Annotated in this window: 23 protein-coding genes; 21 read left to right on the forward strand and 2 right to left on the reverse strand. The window is 31.9% G+C overall.

What is annotated here, in order from left to right; translation table 11 throughout:
• Positions 1–35: 35 nt before the first annotated feature.
• The 5 genes from KHQ79_RS20800 (at position 36) to KHQ79_RS20820 (ending at position 2,581) form a co-directional block, all read left to right on the forward strand.
• A complete protein-coding gene (locus KHQ79_RS20800) occupies positions 36–263 on the forward strand; it encodes a helix-turn-helix domain-containing protein (protein WP_225516779.1) in 228 nt (75 codons plus the stop codon).
• 86 nt (positions 264–349) lie between these two features.
• A complete protein-coding gene (locus KHQ79_RS20805) occupies positions 350–586 on the forward strand; it encodes a hypothetical protein (RefSeq protein WP_225516780.1) in 237 nt (78 codons plus the stop codon).
• A 55-nt stretch (positions 587–641) separates the two neighbouring features.
• Complete coding sequence (locus tag KHQ79_RS20810) at positions 642–1,883, forward strand: hypothetical protein (RefSeq protein ID WP_101501582.1); 1,242 nt, start codon at positions 642–644, stop codon at positions 1,881–1,883.
• A 41-nt stretch (positions 1,884–1,924) separates the two neighbouring features.
• Positions 1,925–2,146, forward strand: coding sequence for a hypothetical protein (locus KHQ79_RS20815; RefSeq protein WP_225516781.1), 222 nt, complete (start codon positions 1,925–1,927; stop codon positions 2,144–2,146).
• A 57-nt stretch (positions 2,147–2,203) separates the two neighbouring features.
• Complete coding sequence (locus tag KHQ79_RS20820) at positions 2,204–2,581, forward strand: UPF0715 family protein (protein WP_225516931.1); 378 nt, start codon at positions 2,204–2,206, stop codon at positions 2,579–2,581.
• Between the two features lie 10 nt (positions 2,582–2,591).
• Here KHQ79_RS20820 and KHQ79_RS20825 read toward each other — a convergent pair whose 3' ends face one another.
• Positions 2,592–2,822: a hypothetical protein gene (locus KHQ79_RS20825; protein ID WP_225516782.1), complete on the reverse strand. Its 231-nt coding sequence runs from the start codon at positions 2,820–2,822 to the stop codon at positions 2,592–2,594.
• A gap of 220 nt (positions 2,823–3,042) precedes the next feature.
• Positions 3,043–3,222 carry a DUF8096 family protein gene (locus KHQ79_RS20830; RefSeq protein ID WP_225516783.1) on the reverse strand — a complete coding sequence of 60 codons (180 nt, stop codon included), beginning with the start codon at positions 3,220–3,222 and terminating at the stop codon, positions 3,043–3,045.
• A gap of 84 nt (positions 3,223–3,306) precedes the next feature.
• On the opposite strand from KHQ79_RS20830, the gene KHQ79_RS20835 reads away from it, so the two are divergent.
• The 16 genes from KHQ79_RS20835 to KHQ79_RS20910 all read left to right on the forward strand — a co-directional run bounded on the left by KHQ79_RS20835 (position 3,307) and on the right by KHQ79_RS20910 (position 12,871).
• The gene (locus KHQ79_RS20835; RefSeq protein WP_160243828.1) at positions 3,307–3,558 is read left to right on the forward strand and encodes a hypothetical protein; all 252 of its coding nucleotides are present in this window, start codon (positions 3,307–3,309) and stop codon (positions 3,556–3,558) included.
• Between the two features lie 3 nt (positions 3,559–3,561).
• Entirely contained in the window at positions 3,562–3,777 is a 216-nt protein-coding gene (locus KHQ79_RS20840) for a hypothetical protein (RefSeq protein WP_160243827.1), read from the forward strand.
• An 11-nt stretch (positions 3,778–3,788) separates the two neighbouring features.
• Positions 3,789–3,920 (forward strand): hypothetical protein, encoded by a 132-nt coding sequence (locus tag KHQ79_RS20845; protein WP_225516784.1) that lies wholly within the window; start codon positions 3,789–3,791, stop codon positions 3,918–3,920.
• A 52-nt stretch (positions 3,921–3,972) separates the two neighbouring features.
• On the forward strand, positions 3,973–4,656 hold the full coding sequence (locus KHQ79_RS20850; protein WP_225516785.1) for a hypothetical protein: 684 nt from the start codon (positions 3,973–3,975) through the stop codon (positions 4,654–4,656).
• Entirely contained in the window at positions 4,649–5,026 is a 378-nt protein-coding gene (locus KHQ79_RS20855) for a hypothetical protein (protein ID WP_225516786.1), read from the forward strand. The genes KHQ79_RS20850 and KHQ79_RS20855 overlap by 8 nt, the downstream gene beginning before the upstream one ends.
• Before the next feature lie 62 nt (positions 5,027–5,088).
• Complete coding sequence (locus KHQ79_RS20860; RefSeq protein ID WP_225516787.1) at positions 5,089–5,427, forward strand: hypothetical protein; 339 nt, start codon at positions 5,089–5,091, stop codon at positions 5,425–5,427.
• 49 nt (positions 5,428–5,476) lie between these two features.
• Positions 5,477–6,079 carry a hypothetical protein gene (locus tag KHQ79_RS20865; protein WP_225516788.1) on the forward strand — a complete coding sequence of 201 codons (603 nt, stop codon included), beginning with the start codon at positions 5,477–5,479 and terminating at the stop codon, positions 6,077–6,079.
• A gap of 170 nt (positions 6,080–6,249) precedes the next feature.
• Positions 6,250–7,404: an AimR family lysis-lysogeny pheromone receptor gene (locus KHQ79_RS20870; RefSeq protein ID WP_225516789.1), complete on the forward strand. Its 1,155-nt coding sequence runs from the start codon at positions 6,250–6,252 to the stop codon at positions 7,402–7,404.
• A 30-nt stretch (positions 7,405–7,434) separates the two neighbouring features.
• Complete coding sequence (locus tag KHQ79_RS20875) at positions 7,435–7,560, forward strand: lysogeny pheromone AimP family peptide (RefSeq protein ID WP_142367098.1); 126 nt, start codon at positions 7,435–7,437, stop codon at positions 7,558–7,560.
• A 124-nt stretch (positions 7,561–7,684) separates the two neighbouring features.
• Entirely contained in the window at positions 7,685–7,840 is a 156-nt protein-coding gene (locus tag KHQ79_RS20880) for a hypothetical protein (RefSeq protein ID WP_225516790.1), read from the forward strand.
• 150 nt (positions 7,841–7,990) lie between these two features.
• On the forward strand, positions 7,991–8,197 hold the full coding sequence (locus KHQ79_RS20885) for a hypothetical protein (RefSeq protein ID WP_225516791.1): 207 nt from the start codon (positions 7,991–7,993) through the stop codon (positions 8,195–8,197).
• 16 nt (positions 8,198–8,213) lie between these two features.
• Entirely contained in the window at positions 8,214–8,459 is a 246-nt protein-coding gene (locus KHQ79_RS20890; RefSeq protein ID WP_225516792.1) for a hypothetical protein, read from the forward strand.
• A gap of 216 nt (positions 8,460–8,675) precedes the next feature.
• The gene (locus tag KHQ79_RS20895; protein ID WP_225516932.1) at positions 8,676–9,731 is read left to right on the forward strand and encodes a tyrosine-type recombinase/integrase; all 1,056 of its coding nucleotides are present in this window, start codon (positions 8,676–8,678) and stop codon (positions 9,729–9,731) included.
• Positions 9,732–9,815: 84 nt separating this feature from the next.
• A complete protein-coding gene (locus tag KHQ79_RS20900) occupies positions 9,816–11,162 on the forward strand; it encodes a DNA sulfur modification protein DndB (RefSeq protein ID WP_225516793.1) in 1,347 nt (448 codons plus the stop codon).
• Between the two features lie 18 nt (positions 11,163–11,180).
• Positions 11,181–12,152 carry a phage lytic cycle repressor MrpR family protein gene (locus KHQ79_RS20905; protein ID WP_225516794.1) on the forward strand — a complete coding sequence of 324 codons (972 nt, stop codon included), beginning with the start codon at positions 11,181–11,183 and terminating at the stop codon, positions 12,150–12,152.
• Between the two features lie 419 nt (positions 12,153–12,571).
• Positions 12,572–12,871, forward strand: coding sequence for a hypothetical protein (locus KHQ79_RS20910; protein ID WP_225516795.1), 300 nt, complete (start codon positions 12,572–12,574; stop codon positions 12,869–12,871).
• Positions 12,872–12,885: the final 14 nt, after the last annotated feature.

Here is a 12,885-nt window from a genome sequence, read left to right on the forward strand (position 1 = left end):
ATCATTTTAAGTGATCAAAACCTGAGGTGATAACAATGATTAAATCTAATTTAAAGCCCATATTAGACGAAAGGAAGATCAGCATCAGGCAACTATCCAGAGAAATTGATCATGAGTATCCGACTGTTAGAAAGCTCTATAGAGATGAAATGGAGCGGTATCCAAGAGAGCTTTTAGATAAAGTCTGTACACACCTAAACATTGAGCTGCATGAGTTATTGATTTTCCAAAAAGATCATAACCATATCGATCACTCAGGATAAAAATGGTATACTAAAGTTATAAGGTTAGGAAGGAATTACTAGTTTTCTAGGTCTACATAAAATCGTAGAGAATAGGAGAAGTTATAATGCAAAACACAGTAAAAGTAACCTTCAATGTTAATGGAATAGAAATCAAAACAAATGCGGGTGTACCACAAATGCCAAATGGTATTAATGCTGACAATATGATTGTTTTGCATGCAAAAAGCAATTTGAAGAAAAATCTAGGCATTGATATTTTTGAGGTTATGAATGCAGAGCATTACGAAGATATCGAACATCTCGTGACTATTGACAAATCAGGCTATACTCAAGGTGTTTAAATAAAATCATTCTTTTATATAAAATCCATGTTGCTTAGGTAAACGGAGGGTGGATATGGGGCAAAGTAGTGACTCTATGTATGATGCAATTTATATGAAAAATGGAAAAGCAAAACCGATAGACCCAAAGGAAGCATTAATCAAAAGAGATATTGAGAAAGAGGTAGGTTATACACTTTATTGCAAAAACTATTTCAAATCTAAATGCCATGCAAAGCTAAAGGTAGTCAATCGTAAAGAGGGATTTTTCTCTCTATTACCAGGAGAAGAACATGTTTTGGACTGCGGATATAGCACACCATATATACCCTTAAGAGAAAGAATAAAAGGAAAATCTAGAAAAGAGAAGACTGTCATAAAAATTGATAACAGCGATATCTTTTCACCTATAAAACAAGGAGTATCGAATTTCGGTAGTGATGAGAAAAAGAATCGCAATTACCGAAGTGGTCTGAAAAATACTCTTAGGAAACCTACTGTAGGAATAAATGTAGAGTACATAAGGTTTGTGACTGATTTCGTTGAATTTTTAAACAGCAGTAACCGTGAAGTAATTAATTATGTAAAGAGTCAATTGAAAGCAAATAATCAATATTACTCTATTGATGACTATAACAAAGCATGGACTGATATGGCTTCTGGGAATACTTTTTTAGTTGAAGGGTTCCTTGATATTCGAGATATTGGTACGCTAGAAAATAAGGGATATGTTTATTTGTATCCAACTGCAAATAAACAAAAAGATACTAAGCGTATAATGCTAGTTCAACGAGGTAAAGGGAAATCTGGCTTCGAGAGGACATTGAAGTTTCTTTTAAATTGGATTAAGGATAGAAATAAAGAAAGTCGAAAAATGGCTATTGTAAAGGGTTCTTTCTTAAGTAAATATAAAGACAGTAACATTATTAGAGTGTTAGTGAAAGATATAGACATTAAATATAGAATTTACGAATATGAACCAAAAACAAGTAACATAAAAAATGATCCAGCAAAAATAATTGTAAGAAATGATAATAAGACATTTGACAATAAAAAGAGTAAGGCAACGTTTGTTATTGAAAATAAAGAAAATGATACTAAAAATAATATGAAAAATGAAACGTATGAAATCTCAACTACTCCTGTTGATATGCAACCAAAGAAAACAGGAGGATGGAAGGACCAAGAAGGCATTTTATTTGAAAGCCATGAAAAAGAGCAAAAGGAACAACCGCTAAGCAAAGAATCCAAAAGTGAATCGAAAGGGAAACAAGACAACATATTTAAAAAAATTCTCAGCCTTTTTAAAAAAAGATGAATGACAAACTACGATTTTAAAGAGAAGTAGGTGGGACAATAATGCTAAAAATGATTACTGTTTGGTATAAGTATTACGATGATGATGACCCTAAGTTGAACCATATTGAAGATGGCTGGTCAAAGGATGAGTATCCAAAACCAATTAAACCAACGTTTGCAAACCAAGAGGCTTGGAAAAAGAGCGAGTGGGAGAGAAAATATGCATATCTTGATGAAAAATCTAGAGTAATGGATGCTGCTAAAGCCATATGGCTTAAGTAAAGTTTTGCATTAATAAGGTTTTTCGAAGACAGGAGGATAAACTTGCTATCTAATAAAATGTTAAAAAGTTATGTTTATACTCTGATAATCTCTAGTTTGTCATATGGTCTAATCTTTGGTCTGTATATGTTTGTTTACTCTGGTTTTATGGCAATCGCATTAGTTACTATTGGCATCATAGGATTTTATGCTTTAATCACTTACTTGGTGTTTGCCGTTCCTTTGCAAATGTGGTTGAGAAGAAGGGGCAAAAAGTTTAATTTAATTAATCTTTTTATTTACACAGTAATAGCTTTTGTAGCTACGTTATCGTTTTTTGCTGTGACTAATCCAACAAGTGCTCTGGCTGTGCTAAAAAGCTTAAATTATTACATTATGAGTATTGTTGCAGCTCTCATTTATTGGTTTTGGGACTCTATATTCCTGCGGAATTAACACATTAAATTTAAATCATGAATTTCACACCGTTTACAACAAGTAAGAAGGCTGCTGATCCAAACAGTAAATATCCAGAAAGTTTTTGTTTGCTTAATAGCGCTTCAACACCGACCAATGATAAAAGGGCTGCAACAAATAATTGTGCAACAATCAACAATAATTCATTTTGATTAAACAGTGAGTATACGCACAAGACTAATGCAATGCAAGAAACCGAAATTTTTGCAACTTTTAGCAAGGTATCACTCCTTATGCAGTCATGAGGTAACCTTAACACGATTACGTGTCTTAATCCGAGAGCATAAAGAATCAAGATAAAAGAAGTGTTTTATTTAAAATTGGGGGATTAGACTTGAATATTTTTATCTGGATTGCAATGTTCATTGCCATTTTTGGTGGCTCATATGCAGGTTATAGAAGGAATAGAAAGAAAGAGCTTGAGCAAAAAGAGCATTAAACTAAATGCTCTTTTTCATTCCGCAACGCCGGCGCTTGCGCAAGAATATACCAATTTTCACAGAGCTTTTGAACAAAGTGTAATCCCGATTGTCGCAGCGACCGTATTTTACATCAGGATACTCTTTGTAATCATAAACGATTGAAGTATCATACCCGTTTGTTTCGTATTTCTCTTCCACATGATCACCCACATAATTTATTCAACATACTCAAGAATACCAACTCAAGAATACCAAATTCCGTTCGATATAGGGAGGGAAACAATGATTGGTTTAGCTTATTTTTTAATTATCTGGCTTGGAGTTGGATTATTAACTGGAATTAAGTTTATTTTTGTTGACCAGGACTACGATGAAGAGTTTAAAGAGATCATGGATCAAGAAACGTCAGCTGGAATGGAAAGAGATTTAGCCAATCTGTTCTTCAAAAATAAGCTTAATGTGATTGCTTTTTTCATGTTAATTGGTTTGCTGCCATTAGTAATGAGGATTACAAAATTATTTAAAAGAGGTTGATTTATGCCTTTGCTTGATTATTTTTATGTACTGCAGTTTGAAAACAAGGAATACTTCAAATCATTTAAGTTAGATGAGGACGGTTATGTGACATCTAGCGACCTCCATGAAGCTTCTAAAATGCATAATATGTTAGAAGTCATCGAGGTAGCAAGTGAGCTTAAAACGAAGTGTAATGTGCAATGTGAGGTAAGGGAAATTCAAGTTGTGACTCGGTAAGGGGTGTTCATGTGTATTGGATAGAGTGGATTGAAGGTGGGGAAAAGAAGAGCATTGTTGCTGAAGGATGGATTGAATGGGCTGCTATACTTGAAGACTTGTATCAAAAGCGATTTGTGTATGTTGAATGGAAGCGGCTTTGAAAAGGGGTAATCGTGTTTTTAAAATTATTGTTGATATGATTGGAGAGATATTGTGAAAACATCATATGTAAAAATAGCAGCAATTATCTTATTTATTTGTATTTCATTAGCGATAGTAGTACATTTATATAATTTTGTAGGAAACGACTTTGACAACGAGATGTTATCAGGTCTTAGTGCAATAGCAACAACTGTTGCAGCGATTGGAGGACTGGCATTATTAATTGTAACTTATATATCTTATACAGAGGTTAGGCGACAACGTGTTGCGATGGAAGAGCCTGCTGTTACAGTCAAAGTAATGCCTGATAAAGAAAGTTTAGGTTGTTTAAACATAGAACTTAAAAATACTGGGGGAGGACAAGCATATGATGTAAATGTTGTTTTTGATCCAGACATTCCCTATCGTGATATGTCATTAAATAAGTTAAACATTTTTCAAAGAACTGCTCTTCTAGAAAAAGGAGAAGAAATTAGCTTCTTTTTTAATACCATTGATCAATATAAAAAATCAAATTCACCCATGAAATCAAATGTTTTAATTAGTTATTATACTGCCCCAAAAGAAAGTAGAGGAGCCAAAAAAATTGTCCGTTCATATGAGATTGATTTTGCAGAAAGATATGGATTATCTCACTTGGTCAAACGGAATATGGATGATTTAGTTGATCAGGTGGAAGATTTAAAACACGTCTTGGCTGCAATCCATTCCGAATCGAGGAATAAAAATGATTAATACACTATTTAGAAATAAATATAAATCGCCTATTACATTAAGAGAATGCACTTTATTTATAGGTTTAGCCCATTATGATATTAATGAAGCTATCTTTTTTAAGGAGAAGAAGACTGTAAGAGTTAACAGAACAGATAGTGGGTGGGTAGGCGAAAGTATTCAATTAAGCTCATATTACAAAGGATATTTTACCGGTGAAGCAAAAATGGATTTAATGTTTTTAACTGAAGAGAATTCAGAAATCTTAAGTCTTATTGGTTATACCGAAAAAGGCTCCAGGGTTATGCTTACTGATTTAAATGTAAGTTCTACGTTAAGCGGTGGTGTACATGAATTCAAAACGTTTACAGATTTAAAGTGGTTAAACTAATAATACCTTAAGAAAATAATAGTACAACAATGATAATATTTCTAATCAGAAAGGATATACGCATGAGCATAGAGGAATATCAAAAACAATTTGAATTAAACCAATTAGAAGCGAACGCTTTTAAAAGGGGATTTAAAGAAGGAATGAAACGTGCTGAACATATTAAAAAAAGAAATAAAAATATGCAAACATTATTATTAGAATGTATTGGTTATGATGATGAGTGGCTTACAACACGAAGCGGTTACAAAAGCCAAAAAAGGGATGAGCTCGTTGACATTATATTTGAGCAACGTTCTCTCATGAAATCCATATTTAATAAACTTGAGCCCAAAGCACAGGAAGACTTGAAAAAGGAGATTGAGAAATTTTTTTGGCCGGCTATGCACAAAGAGGATTAATCCTCTTTGTGTCTATGTAAAATAATTGTTTTATATAGGAGGTTCCAAAATGTTTTTGGGTAAGAAAAAGAACAGAATTAAAGAACTAGAGGGCTATTTATCTTTTATGATTAAGAAAAATCAGGAAGCAGAAAGAACCTTATCTATTAAAGAAATCATAATAAAAAACATTATTAAAATTACCAAAGATGCTAGGTACCATATACTTGAAATAACGAAAGACAAATATGGAAATGATATCATTATAATCCAAAACAAGAGAGAAGGGTATGGTGGGATTGATTTAGATATTTTAATTTATCAATTAACAAAACCTATAAGGACTGATTTCTTTCTAATAAAATTTTTAACACAAATACGAGAGGATAATATTTATATCCAGGACATAATTACTTATGATGACAACACTTCAAAAGGTTATGGAACAATAGCTATGAGTTACTTAAAAAAAGTAGCTCATGCAGAGAGATTGCCAATAACAGGATGGATATCTCCGGAAGATATGGATCACTATGATAGGTTGGTACACTTTTATCAGAAAAATGGTTTTGAAGTAACATACAATGAATATTCAAAGCCGGATACCATCATTTATAAGCATGATTACTTGAAAACTCCTTCAGTTAAAAAAGAAGGAAATTGTTCTAAATGACTCTTCACTAGGGAGGCATATCTTCGCCTCCTAAATATTAAATAAAATAAGAATTTCATTAAGTTTTTTTAGAATATAGAATAAAAATAAAATTACTTATTGTAATTGGAGCGTATATAAGGTATATTATAAACAAGGGAAGTGATAAGTGAATAAAGGGGGGAGACAAGTTGAAATTAAAGCAGATGATTAAGAATGAATGCGAAAAAGATAATCAGCTTGCAACTCGACTTGCTAAATTGGCCGGTTATGAAAAAGTAAATGGTTTTTATAAGTTTGTAAACACCCCAGAAAAAGAAATGGAAAACATAGAAGGTTTAATAAACATCGTAAAAAGCTTGTTTCCTGATAATGAAAAACAGCTATTAAGTGAGTACTTCTTAGAATTAGATCCTAACAAAAAATGTGCAAGACACTCAGTTGAATATTCCGATTTAAATCAATGGGATGAGCTTACTGACCGGCTTATTAATAATCTTTGTGAATCGTCTAATTCAATAAGCCGTGAATGGGGTCAGATTTACTCTATACATAGAAGATTAAATAAAAGTGAAATTACGTTAAATGATGCCATAAGAGAAACGGGTAAATTCAGAATAAAAACCCCTGAAATGTTTTTATTTTCAAACATATTAATTATGTACGAATATCTGAAAATTGGTGAATTCGGCTTAATGAAAAGCACTTCGCAATTTTTAGATATAGAAGAGTTACCTGATGGATTTATTAAAGAATGTTATTATGGCCGAATTGAACTTTTAAAAGCCAATATCTTCTTAAATGACTACGAATTAGAAGAGACTAGGATTCATTGTCAAAAAGTTATTGAAAGTACAAATAACAATAGATTAATTGTATTTGGTTATTTGACATATGGAAACACATTTATATTTGAAGATTATGAAGAAGCTAAATTATGTTATGAAAAGGGAATGGATTACGCAAAAGAAAATCCTCATCACGTCTACAAATTAGAGTTGGCTCTTTGCTTTCTTAATAATGTTTGGGCAAAAGATAATAAATGGGTTGATTTTCAGTCAAACGAAATACCGGATATGATTGAAGTTGCCTATTATTTAGTCAATATGAAGGAACAAGAGAGAGCAGCATCAATTATAGAAAAAATCGAAAAATTGAATGTTTTGGATGATGACTTAGGATTTCTAAATCATGTTAAAGGTCTACTGTATGACGATGTCTCTTTCTTTCATGAAAGTATAAAGAAGTTCAAAAAATCAGGCGATAAACTTTGTTTAAATTTGCCTCTTATAGAACTTAAAAAACGTGGATATACAGATGAAATATTGAATTTAATTTCACTCTAAATATTGACATCCTTGAAAGGAGGTGAGAAAATGAAAAAAATTTACTACGGCCTTGTTATTTTACTTGCATTAGCTGTTGGTTTCGTAAGTGGTCAACAATCTGTTGAAACTGCAAGTGGAGATGTAACAGTAGCCTCTGCTAGTCGTGGGGCGTAAAAACCAGATATAATACATAATACTGTCTTAGACGTTTGATCCATTGGATTAGGCGTCTTTTCTAATTTTAAGAGAAAGTTCCAGGAATTCTAAAAATGAAAAATGAGAACACGGGGGAATTAGAATGAAAAAACAATTAGGACAAACATTTTCTTATAAAGAAATGGCAAAAGGCTATGGAGAAATGGCTGCAATCAATTCAACAATAGCACAAGAGGATAATCACCTTGAGAATGAAGCTGAAGTGGTTAGATTCCGATATAAAACCTTGGCTTCATAAACAAAATGAAACTAAATAAAATAGACATTTTAAACACATCGAGCACATGTGTTTATTTGTCTAGAATAAAAATAAAATTAATTATTGCATAATCTGTTGGCAACGGATATAATGAAGGTACATAAGATAACGTTGTTGGGAGATGGGACAATGGAAGAATCAAATAAAAACGAAGAGTATAAGGTTACTTCATTAAGACAGTATCAATACATAAAACAACTTAAGAGCTTTACTCGTGTTAATCTTCATTTAGAAGATCCAGATGTGTTTACACCTAATAATGTTACTACAATGCGAAGAAATCATAAAGAGCATATGCTTATTAAGGATCAAAATAATACAATTAAATGCATATAAGGAGAATAAAAATAAAATGACTAACAATAAATATTTTACCGAGGAAAATAAAAAGAAAGTCTGGAAAAAGCATATGATTGTTTTGAAATTTTTAGAGCAACCAGGAATATCAGAAGCGTATTTTAATTACTTGCAGAAAGAAATTAATAATGATGAATGGATAGGGTTTGAAAATGAATTTTTCGAGGAGCTTACTGGCAAGCCTGTTATAGATGTATGTGACGAGATGCAGGTTACAAAGCAATACACAGCTGTTCATTGAGATTAATTATTTCACTTAAAGTAGGTGCTTTATTGAATTTATCTATTTTGATTAAGATGCTAGACGTACATGACTTAATGAAGCAAATAGAAATCTGCAATGCGAATATTATGCTGCTAAGTGAAAGTTCAAATCAAAACACTGAATGGTTAAACTTGTGGTATGAGTTAGATAATTATTTAATGGATAAAATTAAATGAGGTGGAAACCTTGGAAGTGAAAATGCAAACACCATCTGTGAGGGATTACTCCATTTATAATGACATAAATAGATGGTTTGATGAATTAGATTTGAGAAATAGGGACGACAAATCAGGATTTATTGAAAAGTCTAATACTAGAACCACCTATGAAAGGCATATTAGAGAATTCTTTAATTATCAAGTTGATAAGGATATTGAATATTTAAGTGAAGATGATGTAATAATTAAAAAGAATGATCTAATGGATTATAGGACTTACCTTGCTAAGAATAAAAATAATACTAATGCAACTATTAATAATAAAATTGCAGCACTCAAAAGTTTAATTAAATTCTTGGAGTCTGAACACGATTGTGACTCAAGTATTTTTAATTTTAGACCATTGCCGACAGAGAAGAATCCAGCTGGGTCATTTGAGGGAATTCCTGAAGCTGAAGAGTTTGCAGAAGCTGCATTTATCCATGAGAGACAAAACAGGTTAATGAAAAAGCTTTTTATTTTATTCAGTGTGCGTACCGGCGCAAGAAAATCAGAAGTCTTACGAGTAAAATGGGAAGACATAACGTATTCATCAAAGCACGATTGTTACTTAGTCAATTTCAAGAAGACTAAACAGAAGAAAGCGAGACCAGTAGGTATTTCTAACTCCTTTTATGAAGAATTGTTAACACTTAAGAGTGAATATGGTGAGCATGAGTTGATCTTTCATAAATTAACCGTAGACTCAATTAATGATATGTGGCACAGAGTTTGCAGAGTGTTAAATATCCCGCAGGAAAGAAATCTTAGGCCGCACAGTTTACGTAATACAGCCACTAATTTTTCTTATAATGTAAGCGGAGATATTAAAAAGGTGGCAGCATTTTCAGGACATAAAAACATCAATGTGCTAAATGACCACTATCTAAACAAGGAAAGAGATTATTCTCAAGACCCTGGGGTTTTAATTGATCAAGATATAGATATTGATTTCCTGGATTCTGTTACGTTAGGCCAGTTTAGACAGTTCTTTTTAGAGTGTGATGTTTCCATTTGTAAGAAGCTCAAAAAATTTTTAGAATTAAAATAAAAGTGATATAAATAATCATATAAATGCTTTACTTGTACGTTAATGTAATGATAAATTTAATATGATTATGTGCGAGGTGATATTGTGGTTCAGGATCTGTTGACAACGGATAAGCTTTTAAAGCTTAAAAATAAAATAGAAGAAGTAGCTTCTGATTTAAAACATGATTCCAGAAAAGTAAGGGAATTAAAAGCGGTTATGGGAGCGCAGTATAAAACGCTGCCTGGTTATGTGCAAGAAATTTTAAATAACAATGATAATAACATTCAACGCTTGAATGAAAAGGAAGTTTATATTTTTTCTAAAGAACTACATAAACTTACTGGCGTAGCTGCTTTAGACCCTTTGAGTTATTTTCCACCAAGGCTGGCTAAAGAGTTAGAGGGTGGAAGAATTTTTGCTGGTGAAGAGGTTCTAACACTTCCTTATACATTTAAAAACGTAATAAAAATAAATGAAGACAACTATGTGACTTCAATTACAGCAAAAGAATTAAGTGAACTATATAATAGCTCAATACTACAATACAACTATAATACTCAACGGGAAGGCAGATTCATTAAGGGCAGCTTAATACCTGTGCCAAAGACTAATCCTAAATCAGTTGAAGAGATTAAAGAACTGTTTAAAAAGGGCGACTTAATCGTGTCTATGTTTACATTTAATGCACGGTTTGGCACTTCAGATGAGGATGAAGAAATAGAGTACAATCCAAGCGACCTAAGCTTAACTGTTACTAAGGGTACATTGGTTGATGTTCTAGATGGTTACCATAGAATATCTGGAGTTGTTAAAGCTATTACTGAAGCTCCAGAATTAGATCAAACCTTTATTTTGAATATCTTAAATTATACTGAAGAAAAAGCAAAACGTCATTTTGCCCAAATGAATACAATAAATCCTGTTGAGAAATCAAGGATTGAAGAACTTGGTCAAAAACGCTATTCTTCCACTATTGTTGAGCAACTTAAATATAATAGTGAACTCAAAGACAAAATTAGTGTACAAAGTGAAATTGGTATAAGTAGTCCATTCTTGGTTACTTATTATACTCTTTCCGAAGCAATTGACGATGCTTTTGAGATCAATTCACGGAGAGACGCTATTCAATTGTCCAAGTATTTAAGGGACTTCTTTGCTGAGCTTTTCTATGCTTTTCCAGATGATTTCCTTGAAGATGACCTTAGTGAGTCAAGAAATAAATCATATATCAACTACAATGCTTTATTTTATGGATACATTTATTTGGCCAAAAAAATGCAAGAGAATCACACACCACTAGATAAATTAGAAACGATCCTGCAACAGGTTGATTTTAATAAAGGTAAAACATTCAAGGAGTTAAGCAGCAGAAATTATGAGGAACAATTAAATGCTGCAATGAAGAAAAAACTGAAAAAAGTTTTTTATGATGAAATTGATGTTCGTTAGGCTAAAGGAGAAATAGATATGAGTGAACTATACAATGCTGAGATTAAAGAAAAGTTCTTAGAAAGATATGAAAGTGAAGCAACAAAAGAGCTTTACCGATTAAAACTCAGAGATTTTTCTTTTACGGAAAGGATTTTGGATAAAGACATATTTAATTTCTCTCTAGAGGAGCTACGCACTTTATTTTTTGACTTAGATAGCAAATCTCTTGAATCATTAAGGGGCGCACGTGCTGTTATTGGTCAATACACTACATGGGCAATGGAACATGGCCTAGCAAATAGTAACATCAATAAAGTATACGAAATAAAGGACGAGGATTTAAAACAGTTTATAGATAAGAACAAAAAGACATTGTTTACAAATAAGGAAGTAGAGGAATACGTTAGCTATTTATTCAATAACCAGGATAAAGCAATGGTTCAAGCTGTATATGAAGGCATAGACGGATATCAGCATTCTGAGTTAATTAACTTAACAATAAATGATTTACTTGATGACAACAAGGTAAGACTTCAAGATGATAAACATGGTGAACGAATAATTGAAGTCAGCGAAAAATGTCATGAGCTGCTTAAATTAGCATATGAGCAAAACACTTACCATTTAAATAATGGATCAGCATCAGGTAAGCTGAGATTTGCTAATTTAGTACGAAATGAACACATTTTTAGATTGAAATATAAAAGTCCAGATCAAAGTATGCAAGCGGATAAGTTCTTAGTACACAGGTCTTTTAAAACGTTTCAGAAGATACTGGAAGAGCCTTATTTTACTCCGAAGAACTTAGCTAATTCAGGGAAGTTGAATATGGCATATAAAATATTTAAGGAAAAGAAAGAACTAACTGTACCAGATTATAAAAAAATAACTGCTCAATATGGATTTTTAAATGAGAATGTTAAGTTTGCTTCACAATCACTAAGAAAAGTTGTCAATATGGAGAACATAGAAAAATACTGTATACAATCTGAAAAGATTACTGATTAAATCCCTATTCAGGGATTAATCTTACATAATAAAAAGAATAAAAATAAAATATTAGACTTCGTTGTGAGCTAAATCGTGGCATTTATTAATTAGATGGTAGGATTTTGTTCATATTTTTCAGAATTCGACAAAAGTAGACAAGGACATGCAAGAGTTTATATGGTAAAATAATACTACATATAAATTGTATTTCATAATGGTCATTAGTGATAAAATACCCATTTTCTTTTCTTGACTTTTTGATTTTGTACATAAAGATAATCGTATGAGCAATTAAGGAAAGTTACTTTATTTTATTTTTACACTCAAAATTACTAATATAAAAAAGAATTGCAGATAAATAGGCAAAACGTTATAATGAGTTTGATTATAAAAGGGAACGTGCGTTTGGTAAATTATCACCAGAGAGAGGGAAACTAATGAAGGAGTTCTTTATTCAAGGGGATTTATGTATTTCTTATCATGGACGAATTAAAGCAGAAAATGAAGAACAGGCTATAATTTTGACTATTGCTGCTTTAACAAAGAAATTAAAAAATAAAAGTGGAAAGTTTGGTTTTCTTGAGAATGGAAAGACAAAATATAATCATTTATTTGATGTTGATATAAACTCAACTGAAGATGCTGAAATTAGTGCTTCTTATGTCGAAGAGATTGATGAAATGTTTGACGACACACTTGAAGAATACAGAAACTCAGAACTGTTAGCAACGAAGTAAGAATAGTACATCTC

This window comes from Bacillus sp. TSO22, assembly GCF_020223595.1.
Lineage (GTDB): Bacteria > Bacillota > Bacilli > Bacillales > Bacillaceae > Bacillus > Bacillus inaquosorum.